General features: G+C 62.7%; 13 protein-coding genes, 1 tRNA gene and 1 other RNA gene. 9 read left to right on the top strand and 6 right to left on the bottom strand.

Features of this window, described 5'->3' with window-relative positions:
- Nucleotides 1-2,037: a DNA polymerase III subunit gamma/tau gene (dnaX, locus tag EV674_RS09785; RefSeq protein ID WP_119013280.1), complete on the bottom strand. Its 2,037-nt coding sequence runs from the start codon at nt 2,035-2,037 to the stop codon at nt 1-3.
- Nucleotides 2,038-2,097: 60 nt separating this feature from the next.
- Between dnaX and ffs the strand changes: the two genes are divergently transcribed.
- Nucleotides 2,098-2,194, top strand: an RNA gene (ffs, locus tag EV674_RS09780) — signal recognition particle sRNA small type.
- A gap of 242 nt (nt 2,195-2,436) precedes the next feature.
- Nucleotides 2,437-2,703 carry a hypothetical protein gene (locus EV674_RS09775; RefSeq protein WP_132750423.1) on the top strand — a complete coding sequence of 89 codons (267 nt, stop codon included), beginning with the start codon at nt 2,437-2,439 and terminating at the stop codon, nt 2,701-2,703.
- Between the two features lie 15 nt (nt 2,704-2,718).
- Here the strand turns inward: EV674_RS09775 and plsY are convergent, their stop codons facing one another.
- The 3 genes from plsY to EV674_RS09760 form a co-directional block, all read right to left on the bottom strand.
- Nucleotides 2,719-3,417 (bottom strand): glycerol-3-phosphate 1-O-acyltransferase PlsY, encoded by a 699-nt coding sequence (gene plsY, locus EV674_RS09770; protein ID WP_241524937.1) that lies wholly within the window; start codon nt 3,415-3,417, stop codon nt 2,719-2,721.
- Nucleotides 3,418-3,599: 182 nt separating this feature from the next.
- Entirely contained in the window at nt 3,600-4,109 is a 510-nt protein-coding gene (gene ybaK / locus EV674_RS09765; protein ID WP_119013343.1) for a Cys-tRNA(Pro) deacylase, read from the bottom strand.
- A 282-nt stretch (nt 4,110-4,391) separates the two neighbouring features.
- Entirely contained in the window at nt 4,392-5,453 is a 1,062-nt protein-coding gene (locus tag EV674_RS09760; protein WP_119013277.1) for an aldo/keto reductase, read from the bottom strand.
- A gap of 156 nt (nt 5,454-5,609) precedes the next feature.
- Between EV674_RS09760 and EV674_RS09755 the strand changes: the two genes are divergently transcribed.
- From EV674_RS09755 to EV674_RS09730, 6 genes are all read left to right on the top strand, one after another.
- A complete protein-coding gene (locus EV674_RS09755) occupies nt 5,610-6,545 on the top strand; it encodes an alpha/beta fold hydrolase (protein ID WP_119013276.1) in 936 nt (311 codons plus the stop codon).
- Between the two features lie 454 nt (nt 6,546-6,999).
- The gene (locus tag EV674_RS09750; RefSeq protein WP_132750422.1) at nt 7,000-7,557 is read left to right on the top strand and encodes a hypothetical protein; all 558 of its coding nucleotides are present in this window, start codon (nt 7,000-7,002) and stop codon (nt 7,555-7,557) included.
- A gap of 313 nt (nt 7,558-7,870) precedes the next feature.
- Nucleotides 7,871-8,975 (top strand): peptide chain release factor 2 gene (prfB, locus tag EV674_RS09745; RefSeq protein ID WP_119013274.1). Its coding sequence is split into 2 segments (ribosomal slippage): nt 7,871-7,951 and nt 7,953-8,975, totalling 1,104 coding nucleotides; the frame shifts between segments, so codons are not numbered across the junction.
- Nucleotides 8,976-8,983: 8 nt separating this feature from the next.
- A complete protein-coding gene (gene pepN / locus EV674_RS09740; RefSeq protein WP_119013273.1) occupies nt 8,984-11,698 on the top strand; it encodes an aminopeptidase N in 2,715 nt (904 codons plus the stop codon).
- Between the two features lie 10 nt (nt 11,699-11,708).
- Nucleotides 11,709-12,716 carry a class 1 fructose-bisphosphatase gene (locus EV674_RS09735; protein WP_119013272.1) on the top strand — a complete coding sequence of 336 codons (1,008 nt, stop codon included), beginning with the start codon at nt 11,709-11,711 and terminating at the stop codon, nt 12,714-12,716.
- A gap of 12 nt (nt 12,717-12,728) precedes the next feature.
- A tRNA-Thr gene (locus EV674_RS09730) sits at nt 12,729-12,804 on the top strand.
- 1,881 nt (nt 12,805-14,685) lie between these two features.
- Here the strand turns inward: EV674_RS09730 and EV674_RS09725 are convergent.
- Complete coding sequence (locus EV674_RS09725) at nt 14,686-15,507, bottom strand: hypothetical protein (RefSeq protein WP_132750421.1); 822 nt, start codon at nt 15,505-15,507, stop codon at nt 14,686-14,688.
- Nucleotides 15,504-16,313 (bottom strand): hypothetical protein, encoded by an 810-nt coding sequence (locus EV674_RS09720; protein ID WP_132750420.1) that lies wholly within the window; start codon nt 16,311-16,313, stop codon nt 15,504-15,506. The genes EV674_RS09725 and EV674_RS09720 overlap by 4 nt, the downstream gene beginning before the upstream one ends.
- Between EV674_RS09720 and EV674_RS09715 the strand changes: the two genes are divergently transcribed.
- A complete protein-coding gene (locus EV674_RS09715) occupies nt 16,312-17,169 on the top strand; it encodes a hypothetical protein (protein ID WP_132750419.1) in 858 nt (285 codons plus the stop codon). The genes EV674_RS09720 and EV674_RS09715 overlap by 2 nt on opposite strands.
- The last annotated feature ends 89 nt before the right edge of the window (nt 17,170-17,258 follow it).

The following is a 17,258-nucleotide window of genomic DNA, read 5'->3' as shown; positions in this document are numbered from 1 at the left end:
TCAGAGGGGCTTGATGCTACCGGGCACGATTTTGGCGCCGTAGTCGCGCACCAGGGTCTGGACAAACGGGTCGTTGGCCACGGTGTCCTGCGCCACGCGCTGGCGTTCTTGCTCGGCGGCGGCGTTGCGCCGCGCGGGGGTATCGGTGACAGGGCCCACTTCCACGCTGATCTGGCTGGTGTGGCCGGCGGCCTCCAGCGCCGCGCGCAGGCGCTCGCGGGCCATGGGCTGGTTGAGCGATTCGCGCTCCACACGCAACCGCCAGTGGCCGCCGTCATGCGCCACCAGTTGCGATTGCAAAGCCAGTTCGCGCACCAGCGCCGTGATGGCCTCGCTGGCTGCCAGCGCCTGGACGGTGGCGTGCCAGAGATCGCCCTCGGGGGTGGCGGCCACCGTGGCGCTGGTGCGCTGGAGGGGCGCAGCAACTGCGGTGCCCTGAGAGGCGCTGACAGCAGGCAGATTTGCTATTTTTTCAATAGCTTGTCGCGCTGGCTGCGCAAAGGCAGGTGGCTGATGGGGGTCAAAATTTTGCCCCACAGCACCGGCTGGGCCTGGCGCCGGGGCTATCGTATCTGCTACTGGATAGATAGCTGCTGGCGCTTGCTGGGCGTGGCCTGAAGGCTGATTGACCTGAAAATTTGCACCCACGGCACCCGCCGGGGCTAGCGCCGCAGCGGCAGACGCGCTACTTGCTACTGGATAGATAGCTGCTGGCGCTGGCTGGGCATGGCCTGGAGGCTGATTTAGCTCAAAATTTGCACTGACAGCACCCACGGCGTCCACCGGAGCTGGCACTGAGTGAGAAGCTGCCGCATCTGCTATCGGATAGATAGCTGCTTGCGCTGACTGGGCCTGGGCTGAAAGCTGATTGGGCGTGAAATTTTCAGGCACCGCTTCAGGCCGCGTCAGTGTTTTTTTTTCTGCGCTGCCCGCAGGCTTGAAGGCCAGCAGGCGCAGCAGCACCATGGTCAGGGCGGCGTATTCGTCGGGGGCCAGGCCCAGCTCGCCGCGCCCGTGCAGGCAAATGCTGTAGAGCAGCTGCGTCTCGTCCGCAGGCATCAGCGCGGCCAGGCGGGCGATCTCCAGGGCATCGGGGTCGCTGGCATCGACGCTGGCGACCATCTGCGGCACCGCCTGCAACACGGCCATGCGCTGCAACACGGCGCTCATGTCCTCCAGCGTAGAGGCGGCTGAGAGCCCGTGCAGGCGCAGCACCTCGGCGGTTTCGACCACGGTTTTGCCGTCGCCCAGCGCCAGCGCGTCAATCAGGCGCAGCACGTAAGACCGGTCTACGCTGCCCAGCATCAGGCGCACACTGGGCTCTTGCAGCTGGCCGCTGCCAAAGGCGATGGCCTGGTCGGTCAGGCTGAGCGCATCGCGCATGGAGCCGCGCGCAGCCCGCGCCAGCAGGCGCAGTGCCTGGGGCTGGGCGGGTACGCCCTCGGCGGCCAGCACCCGCGTGAGGTGCTCCAACACCGTCTCGGGCGCCATGGGCCGCAGGTTGAATTGCAGGCAACGCGAGAGCACCGTGACGGGCACTTTCTGCGGGTCGGTGGTGGCCAGCACAAACTTGAGGTATTCGGGCGGCTCCTCCAGCGTCTTGAGCATGGCGTTAAAAGCCGTGTTCGTCAGCATGTGGACTTCGTCGATCATGAAGACCTTGAAGCGCCCCTGCACCGGCTTGTACACCGCTTGCTCCAGCAGGCTTTGCACTTCATCCACGCCCCGGTTCGATGCCGCGTCCAGCTCGGTGTAATCGACAAAACGGCCACTGTCGATGTCGGTACAGGCCTGGCACACGCCGCAGGGCGTGGCGGTGATGCCGCCCTGGCCGTCCGGCCCCTGGCAGTTGAGCGACTTGGCCAGAATGCGCGACACGGTGGTCTTGCCCACGCCGCGCGTACCGGTAAACAGGTAGGCGTGGTGCAGGCGCTGCTGTGTCAGGGCATTGGTCAGGGCTTGCACGACGTGCTCCTGCCCCACCATTTCCGTGAAATTGCGGGGGCGGTACTTGCGGGCGAGCACGATGTAAGACATGGGGCGTGATTCTATGTGCGAGCGGCGCAATGGCCTGCACGATGGCTTACAATGCGCGCTGACGGGCCTCCCCGCATGGTGAAGCAGCCAACCGGGTCAGGTGGGGAACCAAGCAGCCCTAACTGTAGAGCCAGTGCCGGGGGTAAGGCTCGTCAACTTCTTCTCTCCCAAGCGTTTGCACCCCAGCCACAGCCCCTGCACCACGGGGCCACATCGGCAAGCAACGTTTGCAGCACCCCGCACGCACCGGCTACGGCGCAGGCCAAGCCCCTTTCCCGACCAGCGTTTCTGGATTGGCCTACAGTGTTCTGTACGCCGTTGATCGGTGCTGCGCCTGCCCTGGATGGCCATCCCACCATGCGCGGGCAACCAGCCCACCGGCGCTCCCAAGGAAACCCCATGCTGCTGACCGATGAAGAACTGGCCCCGCTGATGCAACGCAAGGCGCAAATCCAGGCCACTTTGCGCCAAAACGCAGGTGCTGACAGCGCTTGCGCCACCACCTCCGGCACCTGCCCCAGCTGCCAATGTGGCAGCGGCTCTGGCAGCGCCACCGCCGCCTCTGCCCCGCCCCGGCGGGCCCTGACACTGGTGCTGGGCGCCCTGGCCCTGCTGGCGCTGGGCGGGTGGGCGGTTCGCGCGGGCTGGATAGTCCTGGGCGGCTGATCCGGCCAGATCGCTTTATTTGCCGTGGCGATGCTTCTTTTTCGGGTACGCGGGCGGGGTTTGTGCACGGGGTTCAACCCCGGCCTTGGCTTTGCTCTGCCCCAATTTGGACTCGGTGCCGCGCACCAGGCGACCAATGTTTTCCTGGTGACGCCAGACCAGAAGCGCCGCCATCGCCCCCATGGCGGCGGCCACGCGGTGGTCGGCGTACCACAGCGGCCCGCTGGCCAGCAAATAGAAAGCAGGCGCAAACAAGGCCGCTGCCATCGACGCCAACGATACATAGCGCGAGAGAAACACCACCACCAGCCAGGCCCCCAGCGTTGCCAGGCCCAGCCAGCCACTCACGCCCACGAGCACGCCCAGCGCCGTGGCCACGCCCTTGCCACCCTTGAAGCCGAAAAACACCGGCCAGAGGTGCCCGGCAAACGCTGCCAACCCCACCAGCGCCTGCGTGCCTTCTTCCAGACCATAGGGCGCGCCCCACCAGCGCACCAGCACCACCGGCAGCCAGCCCTTGGCCGCATCCAGCAGCAGCGTCACGATGGCGGCGGCCTTGCTGCCCGAGCGCAGCACATTGGTGGCGCCCGGGTTCTTGCTGCCAAAGGTGCGCGGGTCGCTCAGGCCCATGGCGCGGCTGACCAGCACCGCAAACGACAGCGATCCCAGCAAATAAGCGGCCACAACGGCCAGGGCAGAATAAACAACGGGCACAGGCAGATCTCCTGGGGGAATGATGGGGGGGAGGAAGGCAGCGCAGAACGCTTGCAGGGCGGTGCAAGACAGCCGCCCCGGCCCGGCCACAAATACAAGGGCGGCGGGCAGCGGCATTCTGCCAGCGCCACCGGGCTGCGGCCGCCAAAAGTCAGCGCCGTGTCAGGCGAGCGGGGGCCGATTCAGGCCGACTCGGTCAGCGCGCACTGCACGGGCCGCGCGCCCAGCAGTTGCACACACGCCTGCGGGTCGATTTGCACCAGAAAGCCCCGGCGCCCGCCGTTGATGGCGATGCGCGGCAGTTGCAGGATGCTTTCTTCGATATACACCGGCATCTCGCGGCGCGTGCCAAACGGCGAAGTGCCGCCCACCAGATAGCCGCTGTGGCGCTGGGCCACCTCGGGCGTGCAAGGCTCCACCGACTTGGCGCCAATCTGGCGCGCGAGGTTTTTGGTCGATACCTTGCAGTCGCCGTGCATGAGCACGATGAGCGGGCGGGCGTCCTGGTCTTGCATCACCAGCGTTTTGACCACCTGGTGCTCGTCAAAACCCAGCTGGCGCGCCGACTCTGCCGTGCCGCCATGCTCCACGTAGTCATAGGGGTGGCCGGTAAACGGCACCTGGTGCGCCTTGAGCAGCTGTGTGGCGGGGGTTTCGCTCACATGCTCGGTCTTGCGGTCTTTTTTGGCCATGATGTCCAGACAATGCGGGGGTTTTTGCAACCATTTAACAATCAAAATGATAGCTGCTCGCGCTTACTGTGCGGGCGCTGGAAGCTGATTTGACCACAATCATTTACCGACCACGCCACGTCCAAGTCCAGGGCGCGACAGCAGTGCCGCCCCATGCAGCGCACGGTGCGCCGTGCCATAGCCATAGCCATAGCCATAGCCATAGCCATAGCCATAGCCATAGCCATAGCCATAGCCATAGCCATAGCCGTAGCCGTAGCCGTAGCCGTAGCCGACGGTGCCTCAAATCGCCGGGTCGCCCAGCTCCCAGCGGATGGCGTCGATCTGCGCCAGCAGCTCGGGCGACAAGGTGGTGCCCCAGGCGTCCAGATCGTCGTCCAGCTGCGCCAGCGAGGTCACGCCGATGATGGTGCTGGACACCTGCCATTTGGTGTAGCAAAACGCCAGCGCCAGTTGCGCGGGCGTCAGGCCATGCGCGCGCGCCAGTGCGTTGTAGCGGCGCGCGGCGGCCAGCGCCTCGGGGCGGCCCCAGCGCTGCTGGCGCACCGAGGCATAGCTGGCAATGCGCGCGCCCTGCGGAGCGTCGGGGCCGTCGATGCCGCTGGCGTCGTATTTGCCGGTGAGCAGGCCAAAGCCCAGCGGCGAATAGGCCAGCAGCGACACGCCCAGGCGGTGGCAGCTCTCGTCCAGCGCGTTCTCATAGCTGCGGTTGATGAGGCAATACGGGTTTTGCACCGTGGCCACGCGCGGCAGGCCGTGCTGCTCGGCCAGGCGCACAAACTCGTGGACGCCATAGGGCGTCTCGTTCGACAAGCCGATGTGGCGCACCTTGCCCGCCTTGACCAGCCCCGCCAGCGCCTGCAATTGTTCGTGGATGGGCGTTTGCGTGGTTTCTTTGGCCGGGTCGTAGTACTTGATGCCGAACGCCGGCACATGGCGCTCGGGCCAGTGGATCTGGTAGAGGTCGATCACGTCGGTTTGCAGGCGACGCAGGCTGCCCTCGCACGAGGCCACGATGTCGGCAGCGGTCATGCCCGCGCCCTGCCGAATCCAGGGCATGCCGCGCGAGGGGCCAGCCACCTTGGTCGCCAGCACCAGCTTCTGGCGCGCGCCCGGGTTCTTGGCAAACCAGCGGCCAATGATGGTTTCGGTGGCGCCGCAGGTGTCGGCGCGGGCGGGCACGGCGTACATCTCGGCGGTGTCGATGAAGTTGACGCCGCGCTCCAGCGAGCGGCTGAGGATGGCGTGGGCATCGGCCTCAGCGACCTGCTCGCCAAAGGTCATGGTGCCCAGGCAGATGGGGGTGACGTGCAGGTCGCTGTGACCGAGGGGGATGGTTTTCATGGCGGACGCTCTCCGGGGTAACAAGAATGTAAAAGGCAATGGCGGGCCAGTTTACGGGGGGCTTTGGATGGCTACGGGCATAAGCATCCACCCTGCGCACCACCGATGTCCCAGCGTTGACTGACGCCCCCGGCGCAGCACCGGAATAATGTGCGCATGTACCAAACCCAACGCCCCTCTCGCTCTGAATTTGTCACCATCCGCACCCTGCAATACCACGTCCGGCGCTGGGGCGACGCCAGCGCCAGCCCCACTGGCGCATCGCTGGTACTGGCCCATGGCTGGATGGACGTGGGCGCCTCGTACCAGTTCGTCGTCGATGCGCTGAGTGAGGCGTTTTTCCAGGGCCGCCAGATCATTGCCCCCGACTGGCGCGGCTTTGGCCTCACGGCGGCGCCCACGCCCGCCGACCACTACCACTTTGCCGACTACCTGGCCGATCTGGACCAGCTGCTCGACCACTACGCCCCCAGCCAGGCCGTGGATCTGGTCGGCCACAGCATGGGCGGCAACATTGCCATGCTGTATGCGGGCGTGCGTCCACAGCGCATCCGCCGCCTGGTCAATCTGGAAGGCTTTGGCATGCCCGCCAGCCAGCCCAGCCAGGCGGCTGCGCGCTATGCGCAGTGGATGGACGACCTGCGCCGCCTGGAGCGTGGCGAGATCACCCTCAAGGGCTACGACAGCGCCGACGGCGTGGCCCGGCGCCTGATGAAAACCAACCCGCGCCTCTCACCCGACAAGGCGCAGTGGCTGGCGCAGCACTGGGCGCGCCCCGACGCCCAGGGGCAGTGGCACATTCTGGGCGACGCGGCGCACAAAATCGTCAGCGCGCAGCTCTACCGCGTGGACGAAACCCTGGCCATCCACAGCGCCATTGCCGCTCCCACCCTGGCCGTGCAAGCCAGCGACGACAGCATGGGCCAGTGGTGGAAAGGCCGCTACACGCTGGCCGAATTCCACGAGCGACTGAAAGTAGTGCCCGACTGCCGCACCGCCGTCGTGCAGGACGCAGGCCACATGCTGCACCACGACCAACCCCAGGCCGTGGCCGCGCTGATAGAGCATTTTTTATGGGATAAAAAGCATTAAACCCTTGCACAGCAAGCGCAAGCAGCTATTTATTTAATAGCACAACCGCATTCACACCATCAGAATCCCTGCCCCGGCAGCACGCCGCGCAGACGCTGCTACAGCAAAGGCCCGTCCTGCACCCCCAGCACGGAGGCTGGCAGCGCCGAGTCGGCAGGAAAAAAGCGAAATAGCTTGCAGAGGTGGGCGCGCAATGGCAGGACACGCGCCCGCACATCCCTGAAATTGGTGATTCACGATGGAAGGGGCGCAAATTACCCAATTTCAGGGATGTTGCAAACAAACACGTCCACTTACGATCAGTGGACAAGCACTCGACTGCCATCAAAACCAACCGCCAGCCCCTTCAGAGCAAGCAAGGGCAATCGCACATTGCTATTAAAAATGAAGCAATCGACGTCCATCCCTGTTCATGCCCCACAGGCTGCCTGACTACCAAAAGAAAAAAACGCGCATGCTCACTTTCCCCCATTTGCCAAACACGCCGATTGCGCTGCGCCATCCTTCAGGGCTTAGCCACGCTGCCAAATCGGTCGCGGCCTCCAGCCCGGGTGCCGCAGGCTTTGGCGGCAGCAGTGTCGCCAGCATCGTGGCCAGGCACGTCCCGAGCCTGGCCATACCCTTGGGGATCATCGTGGAGCACCTTTCCCCCCAGATTGGCACATGGCAGGTTTCGATTGACGAGGGGGCCAGTTGGCACACCATCCGCACCGACCTCATCAACCGACCAGGCAACACGGGGCTGGCCCTGGAAGGCACGGCACGACTGCGCGTTCTTCCGTTGACTGCCAGCGCACGCCATCCAGCGCGCGTGGTGCTGCACGCTGCACAACGCGCACCGGGCCAATCGAATGGCTGCTACCAGAACTACCCTCCCGATGACCGCTGCGAGGCCGCCCGGAGCATCACTCTGGTGCTGAGTCTGGATGCCATCAACGGCCGCCCACCCGCCGTGCCAACCACGCGCCCACGCAACAAGCGGGCCACCGCAGCACAGCGCTCATCGGTATAGGCGCCCCATCGGCGACGAGGTGTTATGGCCTGCCAGGGACGCAACCAGCCGCCAGCGCTTGCACTGCCCCTGCACTTGACCGCCAACACCTGCCCACGCCCCTTTTTTCATCGAATTTCAATGCCAACGTTCCTGCGGACTTCGATGGCCACGCCCTTCGGCCTGGCTGCGTTGGCGCCGGTCTACACAGCAGCGCGTGCCGACTGAGTGGCATTATTTTTGACGTTACCTAGCGCACCCCCAGCGCCTGTAACGTGCTTTGCGTCCCGTGAGAAAATCCCCGGTTATTTCACCCATTACCCAGGACACCACCATGGACGCAGAACAAATCAACCACATCGGCAACACCCTCACCGACCTGGCCCAGCGCACGCAAGAGTTACGGGGGTATCTTTGACTACGATGCCAAATTTGAACGCCTGCGCACGGTAAACGCCTCGCTCGAAGACCCCACCGTCTGGAACGACCCCAAAAAGGCCCAGGAGCTGGGAAAGGAAAAGAAGGCCCTCGATGGCGTGGTGCTCACGCTGGAGCGCCTCACCCGCGAGCTGGCCGACAACGCCGAGCTCTACGAGATGAGCAAGGAAGAAGGCGATGAAGCGGGCCTGGCCACCATCGCCCAGGAAGCGGCCAAGCTGCGGCCCGAGATCGAAGAACTCGAATTTCGGCGCATGTTCCGCAACGAGGCCGACCCGCTCAACTGCTTTGTCGATATCCAGGCGGGCGCCGGTGGCACCGAAGCCTGTGACTGGGCCAGCATGCTGCTGCGCCAGTACCTCAAGTACGCCGAGCGCAAGGGCTTCAAAACCCGCGTGGACGACGAAACCCCCGGCGACGTGGCGGGCATCAAAGGCGCCACCATCCATATCGAGGGCGAATACGCCTTTGGCCTGCTGCGCACCGAGACCGGCGTACACCGCCTGGTGCGCAAGAGCCCGTTCGACAGCTCGGGTGGGCGCCACACCTCGTTTGCGTCGGTGTTCGTGTACCCTGAGATCGATGACTCGATCGAGATCAACATCAACCCCTCAGACGTGCGCACCGACACCTACCGCGCCAGCGGCGCCGGCGGCCAGCACATCAACAAGACCGACTCGGCTGTGCGCCTGACGCACATCCCCACCGGCATCGTGGTGCAATGCCAGGACGGGCGCAGCCAGCACGGCAACCGTGACATCGCCTGGCAACGGTTGCGCTCCAAGCTCTACGACTTCGAGATGCGCAAGCGCCAGGAAGAGCAGCAAAAACTCGAAGACACCAAGACCGATGTGGGCTGGGGTCACCAGATCCGCTCTTACGTGCTGGACAACAGCCGCATCAAGGACTTGCGCACCAACGTTGAAATCTCGGCCACGCAAAAAGTGCTGGACGGCGATCTCGACGCTTTCATCGAAGCCTCGCTCAAACAGGGCATTTAAGGAGAACCATGTTGCGTGAAGGAAAAGCCACTGCGGTACACCGCAGCGACTACCAGGCACCTGCCTGGTGGATTGACACCGTCGAGCTGGCGTTCGACCTGGACCCGGCCAAAACCCGGGTACTCAACAAGATGCGCCTGCGCCGCAACAGCGCTGTGCCAGCACAGCCGCTGCGCCTGGACGGTGAGGAGCTGAACCTCTCGCGCGTACTGGTCAACGGCGCGGGCACCTCGTTCAAGATGGAAGGCAGCCAGCTGGTGCTGGAGAACCTTCCTGAAGGCGAGGAGGCCTTCGACCTGGAGATTTTCACCACCTGCGCCCCCGACAAGAACACCCAGCTCATGGGCTTGTACGTGAGCCAGGGCACGTTTTTTACGCAGTGCGAAGCCGAGGGCTTCCGGCGCATCACCTACTTTCTCGACCGGCCCGACGTGATGGCCACCTACACCGTGGTGCTGCGCGCGGACAAGGCCCAGTTTCCGGTGCTGCTGTCCAACGGCAACCTGGTCGAGCAAGGCGACCTGGACGGCGGGCGCCACTTTGCCAAGTGGCACGACCCGCACAAAAAGCCCAGCTATTTGTTCGCCCTGGTGGCGGGCAAGCTGGTGGCGCGCCAGCAGCGCATCACCAGCCGCGCAGGCACCGATCACTTGCTGGAGGTGTACGTGCGCCCCGGTGACCTGGGCAAGACCGAACACGCCATGCGCTCGCTCATGGCCAGCGTGGCCTGGGACGAGGCGCGCTTTGGCCTGCCGCTCGACCTGGAACGCTTCATGATCGTCGCCACCAGCGACTTCAACATGGGCGCCATGGAAAACAAGGGCCTGAACATCTTCAACACGAAGTACGTTTTGGCCAGCGAAGCCACCGCCACCGATGTGGACTTTGCCAACATCGAATCGGTGGTCGGCCACGAGTATTTCCATAACTGGACGGGCAACCGCGTGACCTGCCGCGACTGGTTCCAGCTCTCTCTCAAAGAGGGGCTGACGGTGTTTCGCGACCAGGAATTTTCCATGGACTTGGCGGGCAGCCCTTCGGCACGCGCCGTCAAGCGCATTGAGGACGTGCGCGTGCTGCGCACCGCGCAGTTCCCCGAGGACGCCGGCCCCATGGCGCACCCGGTGCGACCCGACAGCTACGTCGAGATCAACAACTTCTACACCGTCACCATCTACGAAAAAGGGGCCGAGGTCGTGCGCATGATGCACAACCTGGTGGGCCGCGACGGCTTTGCGCGCGGCATGAAGCTCTACTTCGAGCGCCACGACGGCCAGGCCGTGACCTGCGACGATTTCGCAGGCGCAATAGCCGATGCCAACCCGGACAGCGACCTGGCGCGCCTGCTGCCCCAGTTCAAGCACTGGTACAGCCAAGCGGGTACGCCGCGCGTGCGCGCCACCGGCCAGTACGACGCGGCTGCGCGCACCTACACGCTCACGCTGGCGCAAAGCTGCGCACCCACACCGGGCCAAGCAACCAAAGAGCCCTTCGTTATCCCAGTGGAGCTGGGCTTGCTGGCGCAAGACGGCAGCGCCCTGCCCCTGCAATGGCCGGGTGAAGATACACCGGGCGCGGCCAGTCGCACCGTGGTGCTGTCCGAGTCCAGTGTGCAGCTGACTTTTGTCAATGTGGACGAGGCCCCCGTGCCCTCGCTGCTGCGCGGCTTCAGCGCCCCCGTGGTACTGGACGTGGACTACACCGACGCCGAGCTGCTCACCCTGCTAGCCCACGACAGCGACGCCTTCAACCGCTGGGAAGCGGGCCAGCGCCTGGCCCTGCGCATCGCTATCAATACGATAGCTGATAGCGCAATTCAGACGGGCGCTACAGGCCAAATTGACCAACAAATCCTGCCCGACAGCTTTGTGCAGGCCATGCGCGCCGTGCTGCGCCACCCGCAGCTCGACGCCGCGTTCAAAGAGCTGGCGCTGGCCCTGCCCTCGGAGACCTACATCGCCGAGCAGCTGGAAGTGGTTGATCCGCAGCGCATCCACGCCGTGCGCGAGGCCATGCGCCTGCAACTGGCCACCGCGCTGCAGGCCGACTGGCAGTGGGCCTACGAGCAGCACCAGCACAGCGGCGCCTACCGGCCCGATGCCGCCTCAGCGGGCCGCCGCGCGCTGGCCGGTATGGCGCTGCACATGCTGTGCCTGGCCGCGCAGCACACGGGCGATGCCGTCTGGCCCGGCAAGGCGCTGCAACGCTTCAAGGATGCGGGCAACATGACCGACCGCTTCAACGCCCTCAACGCACTGGTTGGCAGCGGCCACGCGCTGGCAGCACCGGCGCTGGCGCGCTTTCATGCGCAGTTCAAGGACGAGCCGCTGGTGCTGGACAAATGGTTTGCCCTGCAAGCCGGTGCCTGCGACCGTGGCGGCCAGGTGCTAGCGCAGGTCAAACAGCTGATGAACCACCCCGACTTCAGCCTGAAAAACCCCAACCGCGCCCGCAGCGTGATCTTCAGCTACTGCAACGCCAACCCCGGCGCCTTCCACCGGGCCGATGCGGCAGGCTACGTTTTCTGGAGCGAGCGCGTCATTGAGCTCGACGCCATCAACCCGCAAGTGGCTGCCCGGCTGGCGCGCGCGCTGGACCGCTGGAAAAAACTGGCCGAACCCTGGCGCAGCGGTGCCCGCGAAGCCATCGCGCGCGTGGCTGCCCGCCCCGACTTGAGCAACGACGTGCGCGAGGTCGTCACCCGCGCACTGGCCGACGAATAAGGAGAAAACCATGGCAAAACGAATCAGCCTGACCCGCTACCTGGTCGAACAACAGCGCGTGGATGGCCTCATCCCCTCGCAACTGCGCCTGCTGCTGGAAGTGGTGGCCCGGGCCTGCAAAAGCATCAGCCAGGCCGTCAACAAAGGTGCGCTGGGCGGCGTGCTGGGCAGCGCCGACAGTGAAAACGTGCAGGGCGAAGTGCAGAAAAAGCTCGACATCATCGCCAACGAGGTGCTGATCGAAGCCAACGAATGGGGCGGCCACCTGGCCGCCATGGCCAGCGAGGAAATGGACGGCATCTACGTCGTGCCCAACCGCTACCCGCAGGGCGAATACCTGCTGCTGTTCGATCCCCTGGACGGCTCCAGCAACATCGACGTGAACGTGAGCATCGGCACCATCTTCAGCGTGCTGAAGAAACCCGAAGGCGACCGGGGCGTGGAAGAAAAAGACTTCCTGCAAGCCGGTGGCCAGCAGGTGGCAGCAGGCTACTGCGTCTATGGCCCGCAGACCACGCTGGTGCTGACGGTGGGCGACGGCGTGGCCATGTTCACCCTGGATCGCGAGCAAGGCTCCTTCGTGCTGACACAAGAGAACGTGCGCATCCCCGAGGACACGAAAGAGTTCGCCATCAACATGAGCAACATGCGCCACTGGGACGAGCCGGTGCGCCGCTACATCGACGAGTGCCTGCAAGGCAAGGAAGGCCCGCGCGGCAAGGACTTCAACATGCGCTGGATTGCCAGCATGGTGGCCGACGTACACCGCATCATGACGCGCGGCGGCGTGTTCATGTACCCCTGGGACAAGCGCGAACCGAACAAACCCGGCAAGCTGCGGCTGATGTACGAGGCCAACCCCATGGGCTGGCTGGTAGAACAGGCCGGGGGCGCCGCCACCAATGGCCGCCAGCGCATTCTGGATATCCAGCCCACCCAGTTGCATGAGCGCGTGAGCGTCATCCTGGGCTCCAAGAACGAGGTCGAGCGCGTGACAGGCTACCATTCGACGGTATAATCGCAGGCTTACGCCGGTGTAGCTCAGTCGGTAGAGCAGCTCATTCGTAATGAGAAGGTCGGGTGTTCGATTCATCTCTCCGGCACCAATACAGCAAAGGAAACCCCGCTATCTTTTTGGTAGCGGGGTTTTTGCTTTTCGCATCGGTGTAGCCACTGTGTAGCCACCGGTACAGGGTTTCTGCACTTTTTGGGGCTTGGCGGCCTGCACTTTTCTGGTGCTTGCACAGTGCTTTAACGTTGCTTGCACGGTGCTTTAACGTTGCTTGCAAGGGGCTTTGAAGGGGCTTGCACGGTGCTGGCGCTGGTCGTGGCGGCGGCGGGCCACCTGGCCAAGGGGGTCAGATTTGAAATCCACCCCCTTGCCATCGTTGGCTCAGAATTCAGCTGTGCTCATCGCAAGCTGTGTGCGGTGGGCCCGCTCCACTTTTTTGGTGAGCGGCTCGCCAGATGGTCCAGAACTACACCATCTTTTAGGTGTCGATGCTGGCTGGGCTGCTCTGGGCCATCGAGGGCTGAGAATTCAGCCGTGGTGCCAGCATTTGCCAGCAGCACGGTGAATGCGCAGTGAGCAGCAATGCCCGCTTGAACCATGACTTTTGATAACAGGCTTGGAAACCATTGGCAGCTTCGTGCAGACCTCTCGCGCGCGCGTACTGTTCGGAAAAATCGGGGCTGCGCGGCGCGCTGAATGCTAAGTTTTACTAAGTGCTGCGCGGCTTGCTTGGTGCTCTCCCCAACTGGATGCCCACCAGAGCGGGGCCACCCAAAGCGGGCAAAGCGGGGATCCCCGCCACGACCTGCCAGGCACAGCCACCAGCGTGGCGTGGCCCCGCCGAAATCAACCGGCTCAGTTTTCAGCCGGTCGGCTGCACATCCCGGGTTCCGTTCGTACCCGCACCACCCCAGTGCGTACCGCCCAAGATGTAAAGTTTTGACAGGTTCCCGTGGAAACCCCCTTCCTATAAACCTGCGGCTGGAAACTGAAGTTTTATGAGGTGGCTGTGGAAACTGAAGTTCCAGCAATGCGTGGTGCAGTGTCAAGGCATCCTGAACGCCAGCATTTGCCAGCAAACGTCAACTTTTGCCAACAGGCGAGGGGCCGTTTTCGTACCGCTCTGGAACCCCTGCCATAAAGCAAAACAGATGCGCGAATACTCGGCTGGCTAGGTTAACTGCGCTGAGTCAAGCGAACTGATCACTTACCGCCACAACCGGCAAGGCCGTTCTAACATTACTCGGTCATCAAACAGCGGGGAACACATGAATTATCAATTTCGGAATGATGCTCAAGTTGCTCTCCAGCGAGCCAAGGCTGAGATGGCCAGTGGAGAGGATCATCGACTCCGTTACGCGGCGCTAGAGCTTCGCATCGCCCTGGAGGCGCTGACTTATGACCGAGCACAGTTGTACGCAGAGGAAATCCCTCCTTCTGAATTCCACACTTGGCAGCCCGGAAAGCTTTTAAAAATACTCATTGAGATTGAGCCGCTCGTCAACCAGAACTCGGTCATTCGATACAAAAAAGAGGCGACATCCACCTCCCAAGAGGGAGACTGGAAAACCTTGGGTCATGACACCGTTATCCCTATGAAAACCGTTCACAAGCATCACAATGCCCTGGGTTCGATGTTGCATATGGCGACGATGAAGCAGTTGCTTGATATGAAAGCCTTGGACGCTGCACAGACAAGAACCAAATGCAAGGCAGTAGTCGCTGACTTAGAGGCTGCCCTTGCTTCCAACGTCCGCGCAAACCTTGGCAACTTCGGGATTTTTGAATGTCTGAAGTGTGGCGCGAATGTGCGAAAACGCCTCAGTGCAGACCGTTCCCCCATAGAGGCCGTCTGCTATGGAAAACAAAGCGAAGTTGGCTGCGGTGCTAAATACACATTGGCAGTAGTGGGCGACAGGGATTTCGAGGCAACGCCACATCGCTCGCTCTTTAGCTGTCTCACACAAGGCTGTGATCACGAGTTTTCTGTATGGCGCTCCGAGGTGCAAGAGGATGCCTCGTGGGTATGTCCAAAGTGCGCTACTGAGATACGGGTTAGATATGTTGTCTCAGCAGTGAGCAAACCTGCAGAGGTCAAGGCACTCGAATAGCTACGCTTGTCTCTCCGCTCTCCAGCCAGCGCGGCCAAGTAGGTGTCGTGCAGGTGCTGGCCGGTGGCGCAGCGGTCGGTGTGGCCGGTGGCAGCGGCCTTGCAGGCGGGGCACTGCCCCCAGTGCGCCAGGTAGGCGCTATCTGCCACGCGCCACGGCTGGGCCAGGGCTGACCAGCTCACGGGCACAGGCCGGCGCGGTACTGCTGCTGGTGCAGGGCGAAGCGGTGCGGGCGGCGCCGGTGGCAGTTGGGCGCGCAGGTGCTGGTACAGGTCGGCGCGCAGCTCGGGCGGGATGTCGGCAATGTCGCGCTGCCAGTCCTGGCGGGCCTGGTCACTGGCCCCCGTGCGGTCGCAGTACGCCATGGCCAGCGCCAGCAGTGCAGCGTGGCCGGGGTCGTAGGCGGGCGGTGCCGGTGGTGGCCGGGTCTGGGCCGCAGCCTCGGGCGTGGTGCCCGGCGCCAGCGTGGCGGGCTGGTGCTCAACTTCAGGTTTTTGCAGGTTTTGTGCCGGGTCGTTGGCGGCTTCGGCCAGCAGGCGCACCAGCTCGGGTTTGTGGGCCAGTACCTGGGCGCGCAGGTCAGGCGGCAGCCGTCCGGGCTGTAGCGCAATGCCCTTGCCGTCAGGCGTCAGCCGGGGCGCTGCGCCGCACGCCACCAGGTTGGTGATGATGGCGCGGGCGCTCATATCACCTCCCATTCGCCATCCCCCCAATCTGGGGCAAGGTTGGAATTTGAGGCCGTCGCCGGGCTGGCGCTTTCCGCAGGTTCTGGCAGCGAATCGCCCGAAGGTGGCGCCGAAGGTGGTGAAGGTGGCACGTTTTTAAAACGTGCAATCTTCGCTACCTTCGTGCCATCTTCGGCGCATTCTTGGGGTTCAAGCTCCCAAACCCAGCCCCCCGCCATGCCAGTCTTTCTGCGCTCAACGCCCATTTTTCTGGCAGCTCTTTGTATCTGGTCGCGTGAATAACCGGCACCGCTGGCTTCAGAAAAAACGGTCTTGGCTGGCACTGGGCCATCGGCCAAAACGCCACGTAAAAACCCAGACACGTCACCATCGCCGCCGTCGTCCGCATCCTCGTTGGGGTCGGTCAGCAGGTCGCGGGCACTGCCCTGCACGGCCTTGCCCCATGCGATGCGTGAGGCTTGCAGGCCGGGCAGCGGTTCGCACTGCTCCATGTGGTACTCGAACCCGCCATCGTCCGGGCCGATGTTGCTTTTGCCGCGCGCCAGGATGCGAGAGTCCTCGCCGTCCATGCCCTTGACCTTGGCAGCCACCAGCACAATGCGCGCCACAGCGGTGAACGCCACGCTGCCCACCACGCGCTGGGCCGGGTCGGTGATGGTCAGATTTGAAATCCAGCCAAGATTGCTGGGCCACCACAGTGGGGCCCGGTCACGGCGGTGTGGCCGACTGGAATCGACCCATTGCAGTCGTTCGAGATCGCCAATTTCACGCTGTACGATGAAAATATTTCCACCGAAGGTATCCATGACGAAAGATGAGCGATTCGACGATATTTCTCGAGACTTAAATACCTATGAGAAAAACGGTGCAACCCATTGCGAGCCTATTTATTTGATGCGAAATCGTAAGGGCGATGTACACAGCGAAAATACTGATAGTGCTACAGTTACCTACATCAAGTTCAAAACGCAATACTACGCTCTAACTTGTGCCCATGTGGCTGATGCACGCGAGGGCGGGGTTATAAATGGACCATTGCTGATACCAACCGTTTGGGGCCCTCGTGGAAAAGGGTTTGCTTTTCGAGCTGGTTCTGAAAATTTGTTGGCGGGTGAATTTCGCTGTGTAAATCGGCCTCTGCATCATAATCGAGAATTGGATATTGCAATTGCACCGCTAAATCCAGACTTCATTCGCCTTCACATGCAGGAGAAAAAGAAGGAGCCTATCGACTTGGATAAATGGGAAGAGCCAAATTGGGAATTGATTAGAACATGTGCAAATTTCGGATTTCCCAATCGAAAGAAAACGTCTTCCGGACTGACTGTCAGAGCAAAGCTGTTGACGGTCATTCTTGAGCTTCAGTCCAAATCGATGTCATTTGAGCGAGATGAGTTCTTGCTCGCTTCCCACATTCCTAGCGCAGAGGATGGTTCTTCTCTAAGCGGCCACAGTGGCTCTTTAGTCTATTGCCTTATTAAAGGGGGCGGTTTGATTCCAATCGGAGTCCTATACGAAGGCAGCCCTGGCGATCCTTCGTGCGAGAAAGCGGATGGCAGCTTCTACGGCCCATTTGATTTTCAAATCCATGCACTCGTTCTTAGTCCGGCTAAATTTGAATACTGGCTAGATAATCTCACTTCAACTCCTGCTGCATATTGACTAGAAATAAAACAACTTGAATCAAGCGGCATATTTGACAGAATCCTTCCCAAAAAACTGCTGCACCTTTTTGGGCGATTTCTGCAAAT

The organism is Simplicispira metamorpha (assembly GCF_004341365.1).
In the GTDB taxonomy this organism is placed as follows: domain Bacteria; phylum Pseudomonadota; class Gammaproteobacteria; order Burkholderiales; family Burkholderiaceae_C; genus Simplicispira; species Simplicispira metamorpha.
The sequence above is the reverse complement of the archived record's forward strand: the minus strand, read 5'-3'. Positions and strand labels throughout refer to the sequence as shown.